The organism is Aeromonas sp. 602396 (genome assembly GCF_049173735.1).
In the GTDB taxonomy this organism is placed as follows: Bacteria; Pseudomonadota; Gammaproteobacteria; order Enterobacterales; family Aeromonadaceae; genus Aeromonas; species Aeromonas veronii_A.
On the sequence record NZ_JAAKSD010000001.1, the window covers coordinates 254,548 to 273,152 of the forward strand.

The 18,605-nt window shown below is 59.8% G+C and carries 12 protein-coding genes and 1 tRNA gene; 6 read left to right on the plus strand and 7 right to left on the minus strand.

The window, feature by feature from the left end; all coding sequences use genetic code 11:
* Nucleotides 1-3: 3 nt before the first annotated feature.
* From G5229_RS01125 to G5229_RS01135, 3 genes are all read right to left on the minus strand, one after another.
* Nucleotides 4-678 carry a DUF1499 domain-containing protein gene (locus G5229_RS01125; protein ID WP_421208110.1) on the minus strand — a complete coding sequence of 225 codons (675 nt, stop codon included), beginning with the start codon at nt 676-678 and terminating at the stop codon, nt 4-6.
* A 179-nt stretch (nt 679-857) separates the two neighbouring features.
* Nucleotides 858-1,136, minus strand: coding sequence for a peptidylprolyl isomerase (locus tag G5229_RS01130; protein ID WP_005334269.1), 279 nt, complete (start codon nt 1,134-1,136; stop codon nt 858-860).
* A gap of 133 nt (nt 1,137-1,269) precedes the next feature.
* On the minus strand, nt 1,270-1,644 hold the full coding sequence (locus G5229_RS01135; protein WP_421208112.1) for a hypothetical protein: 375 nt from the start codon (nt 1,642-1,644) through the stop codon (nt 1,270-1,272).
* 515 nt (nt 1,645-2,159) lie between these two features.
* On the opposite strand from G5229_RS01135, the gene G5229_RS01140 reads away from it, so the two are divergent.
* Complete coding sequence (locus G5229_RS01140) at nt 2,160-3,935, plus strand: autotransporter assembly complex protein TamA (protein WP_043818463.1); 1,776 nt, start codon at nt 2,160-2,162, stop codon at nt 3,933-3,935.
* Nucleotides 3,936-3,996: 61 nt separating this feature from the next.
* Nucleotides 3,997-7,797 carry a translocation/assembly module TamB domain-containing protein gene (locus tag G5229_RS01145; RefSeq protein ID WP_421208114.1) on the plus strand — a complete coding sequence of 1,267 codons (3,801 nt, stop codon included), beginning with the start codon at nt 3,997-3,999 and terminating at the stop codon, nt 7,795-7,797.
* 176 nt (nt 7,798-7,973) lie between these two features.
* Here G5229_RS01145 and G5229_RS01150 read toward each other — a convergent pair.
* Nucleotides 7,974-8,058 (minus strand) — tRNA-Tyr (locus tag G5229_RS01150).
* A 124-nt stretch (nt 8,059-8,182) separates the two neighbouring features.
* Here G5229_RS01150 and G5229_RS01155 point away from each other — a divergent pair.
* The gene (locus G5229_RS01155) at nt 8,183-8,692 is read left to right on the plus strand and encodes a VC2046/SO_2500 family protein (protein WP_167558009.1); all 510 of its coding nucleotides are present in this window, start codon (nt 8,183-8,185) and stop codon (nt 8,690-8,692) included.
* 112 nt (nt 8,693-8,804) lie between these two features.
* Here the strand turns inward: G5229_RS01155 and hpf are convergent, their stop codons facing one another.
* Nucleotides 8,805-9,143: a ribosome hibernation-promoting factor, HPF/YfiA family gene (gene hpf / locus G5229_RS01160; protein ID WP_005334257.1), complete on the minus strand. Its 339-nt coding sequence runs from the start codon at nt 9,141-9,143 to the stop codon at nt 8,805-8,807.
* A 368-nt stretch (nt 9,144-9,511) separates the two neighbouring features.
* Between hpf and G5229_RS01165 the strand changes: the two genes are divergently transcribed.
* The 3 genes from G5229_RS01165 to G5229_RS01175 all read left to right on the plus strand — a co-directional run bounded on the left by G5229_RS01165 (nt 9,512) and on the right by G5229_RS01175 (nt 15,193).
* Nucleotides 9,512-12,016, plus strand: a complete 2,505-nt coding sequence (locus G5229_RS01165) for a putative bifunctional diguanylate cyclase/phosphodiesterase (RefSeq protein ID WP_421208116.1) — start codon at nt 9,512-9,514, stop codon at nt 12,014-12,016.
* Nucleotides 12,017-12,115: 99 nt separating this feature from the next.
* Nucleotides 12,116-14,017 carry a transglycosylase SLT domain-containing protein gene (locus G5229_RS01170; protein ID WP_421208118.1) on the plus strand — a complete coding sequence of 634 codons (1,902 nt, stop codon included), beginning with the start codon at nt 12,116-12,118 and terminating at the stop codon, nt 14,015-14,017.
* Between the two features lie 177 nt (nt 14,018-14,194).
* On the plus strand, nt 14,195-15,193 hold the full coding sequence (locus G5229_RS01175) for a LacI family DNA-binding transcriptional regulator (RefSeq protein WP_069527099.1): 999 nt from the start codon (nt 14,195-14,197) through the stop codon (nt 15,191-15,193).
* Between the two features lie 77 nt (nt 15,194-15,270).
* Here G5229_RS01175 and G5229_RS01180 read toward each other — a convergent pair whose 3' ends face one another.
* Both G5229_RS01180 and G5229_RS01185 read right to left on the minus strand, forming a co-directional pair.
* A complete protein-coding gene (locus G5229_RS01180) occupies nt 15,271-16,335 on the minus strand; it encodes a 3-deoxy-7-phosphoheptulonate synthase (RefSeq protein ID WP_421208120.1) in 1,065 nt (354 codons plus the stop codon).
* 125 nt (nt 16,336-16,460) lie between these two features.
* Nucleotides 16,461-18,413, minus strand: coding sequence for a TonB-dependent receptor domain-containing protein (locus G5229_RS01185; protein WP_421208121.1), 1,953 nt, complete (start codon nt 18,411-18,413; stop codon nt 16,461-16,463).
* Nucleotides 18,414-18,605: the final 192 nt, after the last annotated feature.

Here is an 18,605-nt window from a genome sequence, read left to right on the forward strand (position 1 = left end):
CACTTACGGTTTCAAATTGGGTTTGTAGGCCTGACCGAGTCGCTCGTTCAGGCGGGTCAGGAAATCCTCGATCCGCGCCCGGTTGGTGCCCAGATCGCTTTGCCCCTGACGGGAGGCTGATCGCATATCGATGCGGGTCTCTTTGGGGCCAGCAAAGACCCGCAGCGCCACATCATCCTGAAAGCCGAACCAGCCGGTGGTGACCACTGCATCCAGACCGTCGGGGCTGGGTCGCACCTGCCAGCCCAGCTCCTGCATCAGTTCGCTGGCTTCAATCAACACTTCGGCAGGAGAAGCCCTGGTAAAGAGAGGACCGGGTTTTGCCTCAACTGCTTTCAGCGGGGCGCTATTAATTGGTAGATCCTGCGCTGTTCTGAGCTCTGCCGCCCAGCGCAGTTGGGGGGGATTGTAGGGATCTGTGCTCACATCGTTGATCAGCGGCATGCGCAGCGCCTGTGCCACAAATGTCAGGGGCAGCAGTAGCGGCAAGGCGCCAAGGCCGTTGGCGTAGCGGTTGCGGCTCCAGGGCAGGCGTACCAGCAAGATCAGGGAGACAAGGGCTCCGATGAGACAGATCGCAAAACCGATCCACCAGGGCCAGAGATGAAAGCGGCTGCCGAGGGCGCCAGCGAGCGGGAGTAACCAGGCCAACAGGGGCCACAAGCAAGAGCGGGGCATAGCACGGGATCCATCGTCGAATGTGGACAATGCCGAGAAGGATAAACTTAATTGCCTGATAACGTTAGTAAATTGATGCGAGTTTGGCGTGGTTTTGGCCAGTTTTGCGAGGGGAATGCAGAGGTCGGTGAAGCCCGCCTGACGGGAGCTTCACCGAGAAAATGGTCAGTTGCGATGACTTAGTTGCGATAGAGCACTTTGATCAGATGGAAGCCGAACTTGGTGCGCACCGGTCCCAGCACCTTGAGCAGTTCGCCCTTGAAGACGGCATCGTCAAAGGGCTTGACCATATCCCCTTTATTGAACTCCCCCAGATCGCCGCTGCGTTTTGCAGAAGCGCAGGTGGAAAAGCGCTTGGCCATCTGGCCGAAGTCGGCTCCCTTCTCGATCTTCTCCTTGATCTCCAGACACTGTTTTTCGGTCTTGACCAGAATGTGCTGGGCACAGGCTTTTTTCATCGGGGCGCTCCTGGGAGTGATGGCGAAGGTTGTTAATGCCAAGTGTGGTGACAAATGGGGGCGCAAGAGTACCCCAATTTGCCACCGGCGTCAGCCATCACTGCCTGCCATTTATCGGCGCTCGTCGGCCCTGTTATTGGCGAGCGCGGGTGGCCAGCACGGCGCGGGGACGAGCTTGCCAGAGGATCTCCAGCCCGAGCAGGGCGTAGAGGCTCCAGATGGCCAGCGGATTGAGCCACACTCCCCCCAGTTGCAGGGTCATCATGGCGCAACCTGCCAGCAGCAAGGTGACGCCCGGCAGTCGCCAGTGGGCGGGCAGGGGGGCCAGCAGCGCCATCGCCAGCAAAATGCCGAGGCCAAACGGCAGGTTCAGGGCGGTAAAGGCCAGCGCCTGCTGGCCACTCATGCCGGTCAGCAGGGCCAGCAGGGCGCTGCAACAGGCGAGAAAGGTGATGAACTCGAGACGATCGGCAATATAGTCAGCCATCTGTTCGCTACGTGCATGCATGATGTGTCTCCTTCAGTTGATGGTTCAAGTGTGAGGGAGGGACGTCTGCAAAGGCAGCGGGATAATTCGATTGCGCTGAACGAGCAATTCTTAATCACCCGCTACGGCGGGCTTTGGCGTGTGCCGGGCCTGTTAAACGGTGAGGGTGGGGCTATGCCGACAAACTCTGTCGTGGTGGGTTTCTGGTGGTAAAGAGAGGGGGGAGGGGGGACAAATGGTGCCTGACGACCAAGTGACCCTTGTTCAGGGCAGGTCAATTCGCTTCCATCGGGAAAGCGGGCGGCGTCATTGTCACCAAAATGTGTGATTTGTGGTCAACCTCTTAAAAGATATGGTGAATTTGCCAATGGTGCTGCGCTGTCGCTGGCGGATGCCTATGTTAGGATAAGGTTCGCCATTTTTCTGGCGCGCATTTTTGTGTCACGGCCATGCACGGCATGGCGTGCTGCGCCGCATTCGGGGTTGGCCCGAAAGGGCGCTGGTTTCCTTCACCACAGATTCAGGAATATTGACCTTTGACAGGATGCATTTCATCCCTGCTGGCAGGGCGTTCACTGTTCGGCCCTGCCTTTCGCCGCGGCCTGCGGGTACTGGGGGTGGGCCTGTTGCTGTCGCTGCTGGCCTCACCCGCGTTTGCCGCCAAGCTCACCTATCAGGTCAAGGGGTTGAAAGGGGAGAACAAGGATAACGTCGAAGCCTACCTCAATGCCCTGCCAGTCTATCAGGAGCGGCAATACCGCCCGGCTCGAGCCAAAATCACCGAGAGCGTGCAAAAGGCGCTGCAGGTTTATGGCTACTACCAGCCGAAAATCACCCTGAGTCGCGACAAGAAAACCCCGTCCAAAGTGGTGATTGAGGTGGACAAGGGGGAGCCGGTCATCGTCTCCCGCCTCGATATTCTGCTGGAGGGGGATGCGGGCAGCGACGAGCTTTACAGCGCCCTGTTGGACAAGTTGCCCCTCAAAGAGGGCGAGCCCCTCAATCACGCCAAATATGAATCCATCAAGGCCGATCTGGGCAGCCTCGGGCTGGCCCGCGGTTACTTTGATGCCAAGCTGAGCAAGAGTCAGGTCAAGGTGTTCCCGGACAAGGGGACGGCGGAGATCTTTATTCTGTTCGAATCGGGCCATCGCTACCGTTTTGGCGAGATCCGCTACGATGCCACTCCCGAAGCGCTTCACCTTATTCGCCCGCTTATCAACATCAAGAGCGGCGATCCCTATCTCGCTATCCGTCTGGCCGAGATGTCGCAGGATGTCTCCTCCACCAAGCTGTTCCGTCAGGTCGATATCAAGCCGGTATTGAGCGAGGCGAGCAACTATCGGGTGCCCATCGCGGTGACGCTGGATAACCGGGTCGATCACGAAATCGAGACCGGTATCGGTTATGCCACCGACGTAGGGCCGCGGATGAGTGCCACCTGGGAGAAGCCCTGGGTCAACCGCTACGGCCACCGCCTGTTTGCCACCGCCAAGGTGTCGGCGCCGGAGGCCGAGCTCAGCTTCGACTACCAGATCCCGGTGGGCAACCCGCTGCGGGACTACTACTCCATCCAGACCGGTTACCAGTACAAGGACAACAACGATACCCGATCCGATCTCACTACCATCGGTGTGCACCGCTGGACGCGGCGGCCGGAGAGCTGGGATCGGGACGTCTTTATCCGGCTGGAGAACGAGATCTATACCCAGGGCGCCGACGAGGGGAACAGCTTGCTGCTGATCCCCGGGGTCTCCTGGTCCCGACTGCGGGTGCGCGGCACCCTGGTGCCCGATTGGGGGGATCGCCAGCAACTGACGCTGGAGTTCTCCGACCCCAGATGGGGCTCCGACATCAGCTTTATGCGGGTGTGGGGACGCAGCAAGTGGCTGCGAACCCTCGGCGATAACCACAGATTCCTGATGCGGGCAGAGCAGGGAGCCATCATAGGTGACAGCTTCTCGTTGGTGCCGCCGTCTTTGCGCTTCTTTACCGGTGGCGATCAGACGGTGCGCGGCTTTGGTTACGAGAGCATCTCCCCCACCGGGCCGGATGGCAAGCTGACCGGTGGCCGCTACACCAGCGTGGCCAGTCTGGAATACAACTACCGCTTCAGCGAGAAGTGGCTGGGGGCCATGTTTGTGGATGGCGGCACCTCCACCACCGATTACAGCGAGCCCTGGAAAATAGGTACCGGCGTCGGTGTGCGCTGGGTCACCCCCATCGGCCAGGTCAGGCTGGATCTGGCGGTCGGGGTATCGGAGGAGGACAAGCCCTTGCGGCTGCATTTCGCACTGGGGCCTGAATTATGATGTTGTCTAAACGCTTTTTTCTTTGGCCGCTGCGGCTGTATCTTTCGCGGGGGTCTGCATTGTGATCTGGCTAAAACGCATCTTTCTCTGGCTGATGGGGCTGGTGTTCCTGCTGCTCATCGGCGTCAGCCTGCTGGGCTTTACCCATCAGGGCAACAAGTGGTTGTGGCAACAGGCCAAAGGGGCGCTGCCTTCCCTCAAGGGGGAGCTGGTTGCCGGTCAGCTTGGCTATGGCTGGACCCTGGAAGGGGCCGGCTGGCAGGATGAGCTGGTGGATGTCACGGTGGATCGCGCCGTGCTCGACTGGGATCTGGGCAAGTTGCTGCAGGGCAAGCTCTGGATAAAATCCCTAGCGGTGACCCATCCGGTGGTCAAGGTAGCCGACTCCGAACCTGCGCCGGAAGAGCCTTCCGAACCCTTTGTCTGGCACCCGCTGCCACTCAAGATCCAGGTCGATAGCCTCAAGGTGGCCGATCTCGATCTGGCGGTGCCCGGTGTTGCCGTGACCCTGGGGTCCCTCGATATCGGCGCCACCCTCAACCGCAAGGGGCTGATTGTACGCGGCCCGGTGCTTGATAACCTGACGGTGACGCTGGATGACGCGGCACCCGCCAGCGCAGCCAAATCTGCCAAGCAGCCGGCCGCTAACGAGAAGCAAGCCGTGACTGCGGTTGCTCGTACCGACAAGGCCAGCGCCAAGACCGTCAAACAGGGCAAAGGGACGCCAGCTGCGAACACGGCAAAGGCAGCCCCCATTGTCCTGCCCGCCATTCATCTTCCTTTCCCCATCCAGCTGGAAGGGGTCAGCGCGACTCGCGTGAAATATAAGCAGGGCGAGCTGATCGAAGGGCTCGACAAGCTGCTGCTGTCGGCCACTGCCGCCGACGATCGTATCGAAGTGCGCGAGCTTTCGCTGCGCCACACCATGGCCGATCTGGCGCTCAAGGGGCACATCCAGCTCAGTGATGACTATCCGCTGGCGGTGACCCTGGATGCCAAGGCTCGCAAAGGGCTGCTGGATGGCGAGCTGCAGGGTGAGCAGGCCACGCTGGCGCTGAACGGTTCGGTCGGCAAGCTGGGGTTGGCGTTGTCGGCCAAGGGGCCGGTCGCCGCCAGTCTCAAGGGCTCGCTGGCCGCCCTCGACCCGGATCTCCCTTTTGATCTGGCCCTCGACTGGAAGAGCCTCGGCTGGCCTCTTCACAAGCCAGCCAAAGATGAGCCGAGCTATCGGCTGGACAAAGGGAGCCTGACTGCCAAGGGCAAGCTCTCCGGCTACCAGTTTGCCCTCAATACCTCCGGCAAGGGGACCGATGTCCCCCCCTTCAAGCTTGCGCTGGACGGGAAGGGGGATCTGGAGCGGCTCAGCAAGATCGCCTTGCAGCTCAATGCCCTCAAGGGGGAGCTCAAGCTCGATGGCAAGCTGGCATGGAACAAGGGGATCGAGTGGCAGGGGACCACTCTGTTCAAGGGGATCAATCCGGCCGAGCTGTTGCCTGAGCTGAAAGGGACGCTGGCCGGTGAGCTGGAGAGCCGTTTCGTGATGAACGAAGAGGGCCACTGGGAGCTGAAACTGCCCAAGCTCAAGGTGGATGGCAAGCTCAACCAGTACCCGCTGGCCCTCAAGGGGGAGCTTAGCGGCAACGACAAGATGGAGTGGCAGATCCCGGCGCTCTCGCTGCAAAGTGGCCCCAACCAGTTGCAGGCCAAGGGCAGTATCAGCACTGCCCAATGGAAGCTCGATGCCAACCTGCAGGCTCCCCAGCTGGGGGGGATCTATCCCGGCCTGAAAGGGGATATCAAGGGACAGGTGAAGGTCAGTGGCAATCAGCAGACGCCAAAAATCGATGCGGATCTCGTCTCCGACCGGCTCTACTATGCCGGCACCGACCTGAAGGGCATTAGCCTCAAGGGCAATGCGGCGATCGGTGCCAAACCGGCCGGTGAGCTCGCGTTGTTGGTGGCGCAGCTGAAACAGGGCGAAACCAAGCTCAGCCAGCTGGCCCTGAACCTCAGCGGCGATATCAGTCAGCATCTGTTGACCCTGACCATGAAGGGTGACCCTGTTGCGGCCAACCTCAAACTGGGTGGCGGCGTGCGCGGGGATCACTGGCGCGGGGCTCTCTCCGAGTTGCAGTTGAAAACCCCGCTGCGCCGTTGGGACTTGAGTTCCCCGTGGGCACTGGATCTCGATCTGCCGCGTCAGCGGCTGGCGATGGGGGATATCTGCCTCGGCTCCCAGGGGGCCAGCCTCTGCGTCAAGGGGAGTCAGGTCTCCGCTGCACAGGGCACTCTGGAGTTTGCCCTGAGCGAGTTTGATCTCAAGCGGCTACGCCCCTGGTTGCCGGACAACTTCCGCTGGCAGGCGATGCTCTCGGCCGATGGCCGTGCCAGCTGGCGTGGCAATCAGCCGACCCTGCATGCGGTGGTGCGCACCACGCCGGGCACTTTTGTGGCTGATGGTCTCAAGACTGATTATCAGCAGCTGGCTTTGGCCCTGGATTTCGAGCGGCAGCAGGCGGCCATTCGCCTCGATTTTGCCTCCAAGCAGATCGGCAATATCGATACCGATCTGCTGATCAGGGAGCCCGCCGGTCGCGGTCTGCTCGGTGGTCAGCTCAAGTTTGACGATCTCAAGCTCAATACCTTTGCGCCGCTCATCCCTGAGGTGCGCTCCCTGCAAGGGATCATCTCCGCCGATGCCCGTTTCGACGGCACCCTGGCAGCGCCCCTGCTGTTTGGTCAGCTAAACCTGCGTGACGGTGAGGTGCAGACTCACTCCGATATGGTGACCCTGACCAAGCTGGTGACCCGCCTCAAGATCGAGGGCAATCGCGCCGAGCTCGATGGCTCCATGCTGGTGGGCAAGGGGCCGCTGGCGTTGGGCGGCTGGCTGAGCTGGGCCAAGATGCCGGTCAGCGGCAGCCTCACCATTCAGGGCAAGGATCTGGAGGCGCAATATCCGGGCATGGGCCGGGTCAGAGTCTCGCCCGATATCGCGGTGTCGCTTGGTGAGGAGACCCGCATTACCGGTCAGGTGGATATTCCCTGGGCGCGCATTCTGGTCAAGAGCCTGCCGGATTCGGCGGTGGCGGTCTCCGACGATGTGACTGTGGTATATGACGATCTGCCCCCGGCTCCCAAGCAGGCCAGCCTGCCGCTGGCGATGAAGGTGGCGATCCGCCTTGGCAACGATGTGAAGCTTGATGCCATGGGGCTGAAGACCGATGTCTCCGGCGGTCTCAATATCCGTCAGGATCCCGAGAAGCCGCTGGCAGGCAACGGCCAGCTGGTGCTGACCAATGGCCGCTTCAAGGCTTACGGTCAGAACCTCATCATCAAGGAGGGGCGGATCCTCTTCTCCGGTCCGCTGGATCGACCGTTCCTCAACATCGAGGCTAACCGGGATCCCGATACCATCGAGGGTCAGGTGACGGTCGGGGTGCGGGTGACCGGCCCTGCCAGCAAGCCTGAGATCACTGTCTACTCCGAACCGCAGATGGCGCAGTCGGAACAGCTCTCCTATCTGCTGCGCGGCAAAGGGTTGCAGACCGGCGGTGAGGATGGCGGTTTCAACGGTCTGCTGGTGGCCGGTGCGGTGAGTCAGGCCAACGGTGTGGTGTCGAGCATCGGCGAGTCGCTGGGGATGAGCGATGTCTCCCTCGATACGGCGGGCAGTGGTGACAACACCCAGGTGACTCTGTCTGCATATCTGCTGCCGGGCCTGCAGTTCCAGTACGGGGTCGGGGTCTTCAGCCCCATCGCCGAGTTCAAGCTGCGCTACGAGGTATTGCCACGGCTCTATCTGCAGGCGATGAGCGGGGTGGCTCAGGCGGTCGATATCTTCTATCGCTTTACTCTGTAACGCTTCATCCCGTAACAGGGCTGATATGAATCTAAACGGGAGGCGCAGGCCTCCCGTTTTGTATTGCTCGATCGGCCGCGGGCAAGCCGTGATAAAGGTTGGCAGTGCAGAGGGAGAATGAATTGCGATGGGCCAAAAATGCGAAAACCCGGCACTAGGCCGGGTTTTCTGAATGATGGTGGAGGGAGAAGGATTCGAACCTTCGAAGGCAGAGCCGTCAGATTTACAGTCTGATCCCTTTGGCCGCTCGGGAACCCCTCCACAAGTGCGAGGCGCATACTAACAGATCTTCCGGTTTTGTGAACCCCCAAGCAGGATTTTTCCATTAAAAGAATTGGATTTGTGGCCGATAACCAGTGAAATCGCCATTTTCGAGAGTTATCTCATGCTGCCCAGTTCAATCCGTAATCACCTGCTCGTTGATGAGGGCCAGTTGGGGCAGCGCCTCAACCGTGACCTGCAGCATGGCGATCGGGCGGATTTCCGGTTGCATCTGGCCCTGCTGACCGACGCGGTGGAGGAGCAGCCCTGGTTTGATGCCAAACCGGCGGCCACTCCCCAGAGCCGTGACTGGCGTCTGCACTTTGATCTGCGACCGGCAGAGGTGCTGGTGGCTGAAGGGGCGGGGAGTGACTGCAGTGCCATCAATGAGCGGCTGCAGCAGGGGGGAAGCATGGTGGATGTGCGGCTCTGGCTGGTGCTGCAAACACCGCCGCTGGCGGTCAAACAACCGCTGCTGGATGAGGCTGTCTACGACAACCTGTCACCGCTGGCGCGGGAGCGGTTGCAAGGAAAGCTGGCCGATATGCCACGCCAGGAGGATCCGCTGGTATTGCTGCCGATCCTCGACCGTTTGCAAGAGGGGGTGGATACCCGGTTGCACTGGCTCAGTTGATGGCGCCTGTTCACTGACGTAATGCTGTGCTTGTGGGGTAAATCACAGGCAACATAAAGGCGGGTAACCCCGCCTTTATGCTCTTTGGAATTTTTAGCCTTGCAGCATGCTATCAAGCGTCAGCTTCATCCGGTTGCGGCTGCTCTTTGAGTGCGGCATTGGCACGACGGGCAATCGGCTTTTCGGTGTGACGGTTGAGTTGGCGCTCCAGTTTTTGCCCCAGTTCGTTGATGGCGGCGTAGAGATCCTCATGCTCTGCCTGGGCAAACAGTTTGCCGTTGGGGATGCCAGCACTGGCTTCGACAGTGAACATCAGACGCTCTTTGGAAACAATCACATGGGGTGTGATGAGAGGCACCTGAAGACGTTCGAGCTTTTCAAAACGGGATTCGATGCGCTCGCGGATAGCCGGGGTGATGTCGATGATTTTGCTGGTAATTTCGATTTTCATATTGGCCCCCTTCGGGTCGTCTTGCTTGTGTCTTCACCTTCAGATTACTCATTGGTAAAGATTGAAATGTGATCCATGTCACATAACATTCCCTTGGCTATTCAGCAACTTATAAATTGTGATCTTTTCCGGTTTCGTGCCAAAAACAGCTTGAGCTCCATGAAACTGGCAGGCAGTATGACGGGAATAGGATCGTTTCTGTCCCTTCTTGGCAGCACTTCGTGTCGACCTCATGTCCGGTTTCCACTGCTTGATATCGCATGTTTGTACTCTTCCCTCGCAACCTCTGATCTCATGAGCGGATGCAGGGGGCGTTGCTATGCCTGATTGGACATCAAACGTGGTTGGTTGTTGTGTTGGAGTGGTAAATGAAGCAGCAGGCCACGCAAGTCATGTGGTTTTTCGATCGGCAACATGATCAGTGGAGTCTCTCTGATCAGGAGGCCTACCAGCAGTGGCAAGGGGAGGGCAATCATCCCTGGGCCGCTCGCCTGTTACCGGAAGATGAGGCAGGCTTTGCCGACTTTCTTGTCCGGCTTCATGAATCACATCTGCCTGAGCAGTTCATCGGTCATCTGAAAGATGATCAGGGGCAGCTCAACCATGTGCTCTGGAGCGGCCAGTTTGTGCCCACCCAGCAGATCTGCTGTGGCTGGCTGGCCCCTCTTGATACCGCCAACAGTGCGGTCTCCTCCCTCAATCTCTCTTTGCCGTTGCTGCAAACCACCCTGCTCACCCAGTTGGCGCAGGCGCTCTCTGCCCGCACCGGGCTCGATTTCTTCAATACCCTGGTCAGCCAGTTGGCCCATATCCTCAAGGTGGATGCGGTCTGGGTGGGTGAGTTGTGCGGTGCCGACCGGGTCAAAGTGCTGGCCGCCGACGGGCTGGCGCAGAAGGATTATCCGCTGGCGGGATCCCCCTGTCAGGAGCTCTACAAGCAAGGGGCCATCTGTTTCGAGGTGATCGACCAGTCGCAGGAGTATCAACCCTGGCTGGCGGCCGGGCAGACTTACTACGGTCAGCCGCTGTTTGATGCCAGAGGCCAACTTCTGGGCCATCTGGCGCTGCTCTATTCGGCTCCGGCAGATACCAGCAACCTCACCTCGGTACTCAATACCTTTTCGGTACGGATGGTGGCCGAGCTGGAGCGCCTGCAATCAGATGCCCAGATGCGCCTCTCTGCCGTTGCATTCGAGACCCACGAAGGGATCATCATCACGGATCCGGGGTTCAAGATCCTGCGGGTCAACAACGCCTTCAGCCAGATCACCGGCTTTGACAGCCAGTCGGTGCTGGGCCTGCATCTGGAAGAGGATCTCTGGCCAAATCTGGGAGGGCTCGGTTACGAGCTCAACACCCTCAGCCGCTGGCAGGGGGAGACCCAGCGTCGCCATGTCGATGGTCACACCTATCCCCAGTGGGAGATAGTGACGCCGGTGCAGGATGAGAAGGGGGTGATCAGCCACTTTGTCATCTGCTTCGAGGATATCTCCGAGCGCAAGGCGGCCGAGCGGCGCATCCAGGATCTCGCCTATTACGACGAGCTGACCGGATTGCCCAATCGCCGTCAGCTCCACGAGACCCTGGTGCAGACCTTCAACGAGGCGACCCGCGACGGTCTGATTGGCGCGCTGCTCTTTATCGATCTCGACCACTTCAAGACCATCAACGACTCCCTCGGCCACGCCACCGGTGACTGGCTGCTCAAGGAGGTCGCCGCCCGTCTCAAACGGTTGGTGCGGCAAGGAGATTGCCTGGCCCGCCTCGGCGGTGACGAGTTTGTGTTGCTGTTGCCATCGCTCTCGGCCAGCCCGCCCCAGGCGGAGATGCAGGCCGATATCATTGCCGAGCGGCTCATCACCGAGATTGCCGCTCCTTATACCTATGTGGGGCAAGTGCTGCACATCGGCGCCAGCGTTGGCATTACCCTGTTTCCGGATCGGGAGCAGGGGGTCGATGACCTGCTCAAGCAGGCGGATACCGCCATGTATCAGGCCAAGTCCGCTGGCCGCAAGACCCGTCGCTTCTTCGATGCCTCGATGCAGCAGCAGGCGGATCGCCGTCTGCTCATTCACAACGAATTGCGCAACGCCCTCAGCCAGCAAGAGCTGACCCTCTACTATCAGCCCCAGCATATGGTCGATGGCGGCGATATCATTGGTGTCGAGGCGCTGATCCGCTGGCAGCCAGCCGGTCGCTCGCTGGTCTCGCCGGCCGAATTTATCCCCATCGCCGAGGAGACGGACCTGATTGTCGATATCGGCAACTGGGTGCTGCACGAGGCGTGCGCCCAGTATGTGCTGTGGGAGGAAAACGGCATCCACATTCCGCAGATCTCGGTCAACGTCAGTGCCAAGCAGTTCCATGCCACCGATTTTGTCGAGCGGATCCACGATGTGTTGGCGCAAACCGGCATGGATCCGGCCTGCCTCAATCTGGAGATCACCGAGTCCGTGGTGCTGGGTCATGCCGAGGACACCATCAGCAAGATGACCGAGCTCAAGGAGCTCGGCATCAGCTTTGCCATCGACGATTTTGGCGCCGGTTACTCCTCCCTGAGCTACCTCAAGCGGCTGCCTGCCGATGAGCTCAAGATCGACCGCTCCTTCATTCAGGACATCCCGAAAGATGGCGACAACATGGCCATCGTCGAGGCGGTGATCGCCATGGCGCGCCATATGGGGTTCAACGTCACGGCGGAAGGGGTGGAATCCCGCCAGCAACTGAAGTTTCTCAAGGCGCAGGGGTGCAGTTTCTATCAGGGCTATCTCGCCTCCAAGCCGCTGCCGGTGCCCTATCTGGAGAAATATGTACAGCGGCTGACCAGACCGGAGCAACTGCGTGAAATGCAGCTGAGCGAGGCAGAAAAATAGTCCTTGCTCCCCGCTGTAGCGCTGCCCGGCAACGGGTAGAATGAGAGGCAGTAGACCCACCGCCACCGGGCGGTGTATTGCCCTCAATGGAGATGCTCAGTGAAAGCTGTATGGGGAATTGTTTTGTCGGCGCTGTTCGTGCCGACCCTGATGGCGCAGACTGCCGACCAGACGCTCTACCGTCAGGCGTATGACGCCGTACGGGCCAATGATCAGGCCCGTTTCCAGCAAATTCGTGCCCGGTTGACCCATTACCCCCTGCTCCCTTACCTCGATTACTATCAGCTCGCCTTTCGTCCGGGGGCGGCGGATTACAACGATGTGACCCGCTTTATCCGCCAGCATGGAGATACCCCCCAGTCCAACCGGCTGGAGCGCAGCTATCTGACCTATCTGGCCCAGAGCCAGCAGTGGTCGCAGTTCCTGCGCTTCTATCCGGCCAAGCCGAGCTCCACCGATCTGCTCTGCATGCACTATCAGGCGCTCTATTACACCGGCAAGCAGAAAGAGGCGTTGCAGGGGGCGGGCAAGATCTGGATGAGCGGTCAATCCCGTCCCGATGCCTGCTCCCCGCTGTTCCAGCTGTGGCAGGCATCCGGTCAGCGAACCCAGGAGAAGATCTGGCAGCGGATGACGCTGGCGTTCGAGGCGGAAAACCCCAACCTGATCCGCCACCTTGGCGCGACCCTGGGTAGTGGCTTGCAGAGCTATGGCGATCAGATGGTGACCCTGTTCGAGCAGCCTGCCAAGGCGATGAACCCGGCCTATTTCAGCAGCAATCCCTACTCCCGTAAGCTGCTCTCCCTCGGTTTGACCCGCTATGCCAATCAGGAGCCGGAGTCGGTGCTGCGCCAGCTTGCGCTGTTTCGCAGCCGTTTCGGGCTGACCCAGGCCGAGGTGAAACCGGTAGAGCGTGCCATTGCCCGCCGCCTGCTGCTGGATCGCTCCATAGCCCAGCGCAGCTGGGTCGACAGCACGGTGAAAAAGCTGGCGGATCCCGACATTACCGAGCTGCGGGCGCGACTGGCCATCTGGGAGCAGGATTGGCGTGGCCTCTCCGGCTGGGTGAAGATGATGCCGATGGCCCGTCAGAAAGAGGATCGCTGGCGCTACTGGATGGCGCGCTCCCTTGAGGTGCAGGGGCAGCAAAAACCGGCGCGGGATCTCTATCTGGAGACCGCCAACCTGCGCGGTTTCTACGGCTTTATGGCCGCCCAGCGCACCGGCGTGCCCTATCGCATCAAGAACCAGAGCGTCAAGCATGTACCGGACTGGCGCACGGCCAGCCAGCGCTGGCCCTTCCTGTTGCGGGTGCGCGAATTGCTCTCGATGAACGAGATTGCGGCGGCCCGCTCGGAGTGGATCCACAACATGGATCGCAATCCGGTGGCCCAGCGCATCGAGTTTGGTCATATCGCCCTCAATCAGGGGTGGCACGAGCTGGCCATTCTCGCCAGCATTCGCGCCGAAGCGTGGGATGCTCTCGACCTGCGCTTCCCGCTGCCGCTCAAACGCACCTTCTCCCAGATGGCGCAAGAGCGCACCATGAACACCAGTTTGCTCTATGCCATCTCCCGTCAGGAGAGTGCCCTCTATCCGCTGGCCCAGTCGCCGGTGGGGGCGCGCGGTCTGATGCAACTGATGCCTGCTACTGCCAAAGAGACTGCCGGCAAGCTGGGGGTGCCCTATCGCAACGAGCAGCAACTGTTTGATCCGACGATGAATATTCGTCTGGGGAGCGCCTATCTCAAGCGCTTGCTGGATGTCTATGACGGCAACCGGATCCTGGCGGCGGCCGCCTACAACGCCGGGCCGGGACGGGTAAAACGCTGGCGAGAGCAGAGTGACAACAAGCCGATGGATGTGTGGGTCGAGAGTATTCCCTACAAGGAGACCCGCAACTACGTGCAAAACGTGTTGTCGTTCGATCTCATCTATCAGCACAAGCTGCAGCAGCCGCTGCGCTTCATGTCAGAGCGGGAGCTCAAGCACGCCTATTGAGTCGGGGGCCGCCAGCCGGCCCCTGTTTTCAAATTTCCCTGCCGCCGGGTATCATCGGGTAAGGTTTTGTTACCAAAGGAAACATGCCTGGTGACCTGGCTCCGGGAATTGCATCAGGCCGCAGGGTATACTCAGGCGTCGGCACCGACAGGTTCCCCCACAATAAAGGAATGGATAGTGGCAACGATTAAAGACGTTTCTCAGCTGGCAAATGTGTCTATCTCCACCGTGTCGCGGGTTATCAACAACACGGCACAGGTAGCACCGGAAAAGCGTGAGGCCGTACTGGCGGCCATGAAGGAACTGAATTTTCGACCCAACAGTTTTGCCCAGGCTCTGGTCAGCAAGCGTTCCAACTGCATTGGCGTGCTGGTTGGCGACCTCTGCGGCGGCCCCTTCTTTGCCCAGATGATGCGTGGCATCGAAACCATGGTCGATCAGGCCAACAAGTTCACCATCGTCATGTCTGGCAATCACGATATCGCACGCGAGCGTCATGCCATTCAGGCGCTGCTGCAGCGCCAGTGCGATGCGCTGATCCTCCACAGCAAGGCGCTTCCGGACGAGGAGCTGAGCGAGCTGGCGGCAGGCTCTACCCCCATCGTGTTTATCAACCGTCAGGTGCCGGGCTTTGAGGATCGCTGCGTCTGGCTCGATAACCAGGCGGGGATCACCACCGCGTGCCAGCACTTGCTGGATGCCGGTCATCGCAACATCGCCTTTATCACCTCCGATGATGAAGAGTTTGTCGATGGTCAGCAGCGGATGGCCGGTTACACCCAGACCCTGGCGAGAGCAGGGATCGCCTTTGATCCTGCACTCGTCAGCCGCGCCTATGCCGACGAAAATGGCGGCTATGTGGCGATGAGTGAACTGCTGGCCCGTGGTGTCGAGTTCACGGCCGTGCTCGGTTTCAACGACGGTATGGTGGCGGGGGCGATCTCTTGCCTGCTGGAGCGGGGTTACAAGATCCCGCAGCAGGTGTCGGTGGTGGGGTTCGACGATATCCCCTACGCCCGCTACATCTATCCCAAGCTCACCACGGTGCGCTACCCCATCGAGGAGATGGGCAGCCGCGCTGCCGAGCTGGCGCTGCGTCTGCTCGATCACAAGCCGGTGGACGGCCTGGCGCTCAAGTTTGAAGCCCAGCTGGTGGAGCGGGAGTCAGTCGCCTGACGAGTGTCAAACAGCGAACAACAAGGTGGCCCCATCGGGGCCACACTCTTTTCTGCGTTATCTCTCTAATCCGCCATTTATCCCGCCAGGGCGATCCGCTGCTGACGGCGCGCCTCAACCCCTTCTGCCACCATATCGAGCAGTTGCCTTGTCTGTTCCCAGCCGATGCAGCTATCGGTGATCGACTGGCCGTAGCGCAGCGGTTTGCTGCCAATCTCCTGACGCCCTTCGCAGATAAAACTTTCCACCATGATGGCGGCGATGGCATGGCTACCAGCACCCAGCTGGTCGGCAATGTCACGGGCAACCAGCAGCTGGCGGGCATGCTGCTTCTGGCTGTTGCCGTGGCTGCAATCGATCATCAGCCGGGGTGACAGATGATGTTGGCGCAGCAAGTCGCCAGCCTCTGTAACATGATTGCTCTGATAGTTGGGTTGGCGGCCACCGCGCAGGATCAGATGACAGTCGGGGTTGCCATGGCTGCGCACCAGTGCCAGCTGGCCATCACCGGAAGGCTGGGTATAGAGGTGGGCTGCCCGGCTGGCGAGGATCGCCTCGACCGCGATCCGGATATTACCGTCGGTGCCGTTTTTAAAACCAATGGGGCAGGGGAGGGCCGAGGCCAGTTGGCGGTGGAGCTGGGATTCGGTGGTGCGGGCACCGATAGCGCCCCAGCTGATGAGATCCCCCAGATAGAGCATGCTGGTGAGATCGAGAAATTCGGTGGCACAGGCGAGCCCTTCCTGTCCAAGGGCCAGCAGTAACTCTCGGGCCTGGGATAGGCCCTTTTCCAGCCGATCGCTGCCATCGAGGTCGGGATCGAAGATAAACCCTTTCCAGCCGAGCGTCGTGCGCGGCTTTTCGAAATAGGTGCGCATCACCAGTTGCAACTGCTCCCCGTATTGGTCCTGCAGTTCAGCGAGCTGGCCACCATAGTCGCGGGCGGCAGCCGGATCGTGAATGGAGCAGGGGCCGATCACCAGCAGCAGGCGATCATCCTCACCCTGCAGAATATGGCGGGCTTGCTGGCGGCTGCGTGCAATTTGGCGAGCGAGCCGTACCGGACAGGGTCTGGCCTTTAACATCTCGTCAGGGGTGGGCAATGTTGCAAGGGGTGAAGCATTCAGAAGTGAGGTGAACATGAGCGATCCTGATGAAAATGGAAATCTGCATGCTCTTTGCTGTCCAGTGGGGATCTTCCCCTTATTCTCTTGGTTAACAGAGCGCGGGCATGGGCCCGCGCTCTGTTATATCGGCCTTGGCTACCTTAGAAGCGGGCTGAGCCGCTGACGTAGTAGCTGCGACCCGGTTCGACGTTCTGGAAGAGGGTGTCTTTCTCTTGCAGGCGCACGTCGGTCAGGTTGTTGATCCCCAGTCGCAGGTCAAAGTTCTCGGTGACCTTGAAGCCGGTGCCGAGATCGAAGGTCTGATAGCTGGGCAGCTTGTGCAGTACGACAACCTTGTTGACGGTCTGCTCGGCAAACTGGGTGCCGGTGTAGGTGGTGCCGACAAAGGCATTGACCCGCTCGGTGGCCTGCCAGGTGATCTTGGCGTTGGCCTTGTGCTCGGGCCGCTCGGGCAGAGCCTGACCCTGATCGCCTTCCGCCTTGAGGTAGGTGTAGTTGGCGCCAAGGTTGATATCGTCGGTCAGATCGAGCTTGCCGGTCAGCTCCAGCCCCTTGGTGGTGGCTTTCTCCAGGTTGTACCAAGTGCGGTCAGTGGAGTTCGGCAACTGCTTGAAGGTGAGCATGTCGTCGATGTCGGAGTAGAAGAGGGTGGCGCTGGTCTCCCAGATCCCTTCTCCTGCGATGACACCCAGCTCGTAGTTGGTGCTGGTTTCCGGCTTGACCTTGTCGCTGCCATAGATGCGGCAGCTGCCGCCGCAGCTCTCGATGCTGTAACCGTTGGAGTACTGGTGTGGTGCCGGAGCCTTGAAGGCCTGGCTGACCCCGCCCTTGACGGTCACCACATCGTTCATCTCATAGACCAGATAGCCGCGCGGGGTGAAGTGGCTGCCGTAGATCTCGTGGTGATCGTAACGGCCGCCCAGCGTGAAGGTCAGGCTGTCGGTCAGGCCGATCTCGTCCTGAGCGAACAGCGCCTCTTGGGAGTGACTCTCTTTACCGCCGATATCCTTGTAGCTCACCGCATCCACCAGCTCCCGATCCAGATATTCACCACCCAGGGTCAGGTAGTGGTTGGCCAGCGCCAGGTTGGTGTAGCCCTTGAGGGTCAGGGTGTTCTCCTCCAGTTCGCGATGCTGCGGGGCCGAGTAGCTGGTATTGAAATCATCGATCTGGGAGCTTTCATAGTTGGCCATGACGGTGGTGTCACCCCAGCTCCAGTTCCCCTTGTGAGTCAGGCCAAACAGGTTGCGATCGTTCTGCTGCTGGCGGCTGTGCACCTTGTTGCCGGTCTTGCGGAAGATATCGAGGGGGCGCTCATCCTGGTTGTAGAGATAGTCAAACTCGAAGCGCTGCTGCTCATCCACCAGCCAGCTCAGGGTGGAGGCAAAGTTGCGGGTCTGCTTGGCTTCGATGAGCGGAATGCCATCGGCCGCTTCGGTGGGGGTCCAGGCTTGACGGTCATACACCTCGCCGTTCATCCGGATCAGCAGGTTGTCGGTCAGCGGGCCGGTAAAGCCCAGGTTGGTTCTGTGCTGATCGCCGCCATCCTTGCCCTCGATGGCTTTGAAGTCGGCATCGGCTGCCCCTTGCCAGGTTTTGCCCGGCTGCTTGGTGATGATGTTAATGACACCGCCGATGGCATCGGAGCCGTAAAGTGCTGACATGGGGCCGCGGATCACCTCGACCCGCTGGATCATGCCGAGGGGCACCGGGGTGTTGTCGAAGTTGCCGCCGCGCCACAGGGCATTGGAGGAGGAGAGGCGTTTGCCATCCACCAGCACCAGGGTGTACTTGCCGGACATGCCGCGAATGCCGATATCGCTGCGGCCATTGGTGTCAGCTTCAGCCTGAATGCCCACTTCGTGGCGCAGCAGATCTGCAAGGTCATTGACTGGCGCGGCGGCGATCTGTTCGGCCGTGATGACAGAGATAGAGGCAGGTGCCGATCGAGTATTGTGCGCCGTGGTGGTGACGGTGATCACCTCATCGGCTTGAGGGGGGTTGCTGGCGGCGATCGCTTGCTGGGTCAGCAGAGTGACGATGGTGGTGGCCAGCAGGCTGGGAGCAATAAAACGGGAGGTTGAGGATTTCATTATTTACATCTTCCATAACATACAAATGATAAGCGTTATCATTATCAAATTGAATTTGCTCCGATCGCAACTCTTTTTTATCGGCGAAGTTCAGTTTCGTTCGTCACCCGCTTTTGACTAAAAAGAAGTTAATGAAATTAATTCTCATTTGTATTGATCGTTTTTTCGCTCCTTGTTAGGATGCCGTTCACT

Excerpts from the sequence above, each read along its gene's own strand:
- hpf (WP_005334257.1), bottom strand. The coding sequence starts at position 9,143 with ATGAAAATCGAAATTACCAGCAAAATCATCGACATCACCCCGGCTATC.
- G5229_RS01130 (WP_005334269.1), bottom strand. The coding sequence starts at position 1,136 with ATGAAAAAAGCCTGTGCCCAGCACATTCTGGTCAAGACCGAAAAACAG.
- G5229_RS01185 (WP_421208121.1), bottom strand. The coding sequence starts at position 18,413 with ATGAAATCCTCAACCTCCCGTTTTATTGCTCCCAGCCTGCTGGCCACC.
- G5229_RS01135 (WP_421208112.1), bottom strand. The coding sequence starts at position 1,644 with ATGCATGCACGTAGCGAACAGATGGCTGACTATATTGCCGATCGTCTC.
- G5229_RS01125 (WP_421208110.1), bottom strand. The coding sequence starts at position 678 with ATGCCCCGCTCTTGCTTGTGGCCCCTGTTGGCCTGGTTACTCCCGCTC.
- G5229_RS01155 (WP_167558009.1), top strand. The coding sequence starts at position 8,183 with ATGCTGCCCAGTTCAATCCGTAATCACCTGCTCGTTGATGAGGGCCAG.
- G5229_RS01165 (WP_421208116.1), top strand. The coding sequence starts at position 9,512 with ATGAAGCAGCAGGCCACGCAAGTCATGTGGTTTTTCGATCGGCAACAT.
- G5229_RS01180 (WP_421208120.1), bottom strand. The coding sequence starts at position 16,335 with ATGTTCACCTCACTTCTGAATGCTTCACCCCTTGCAACATTGCCCACC.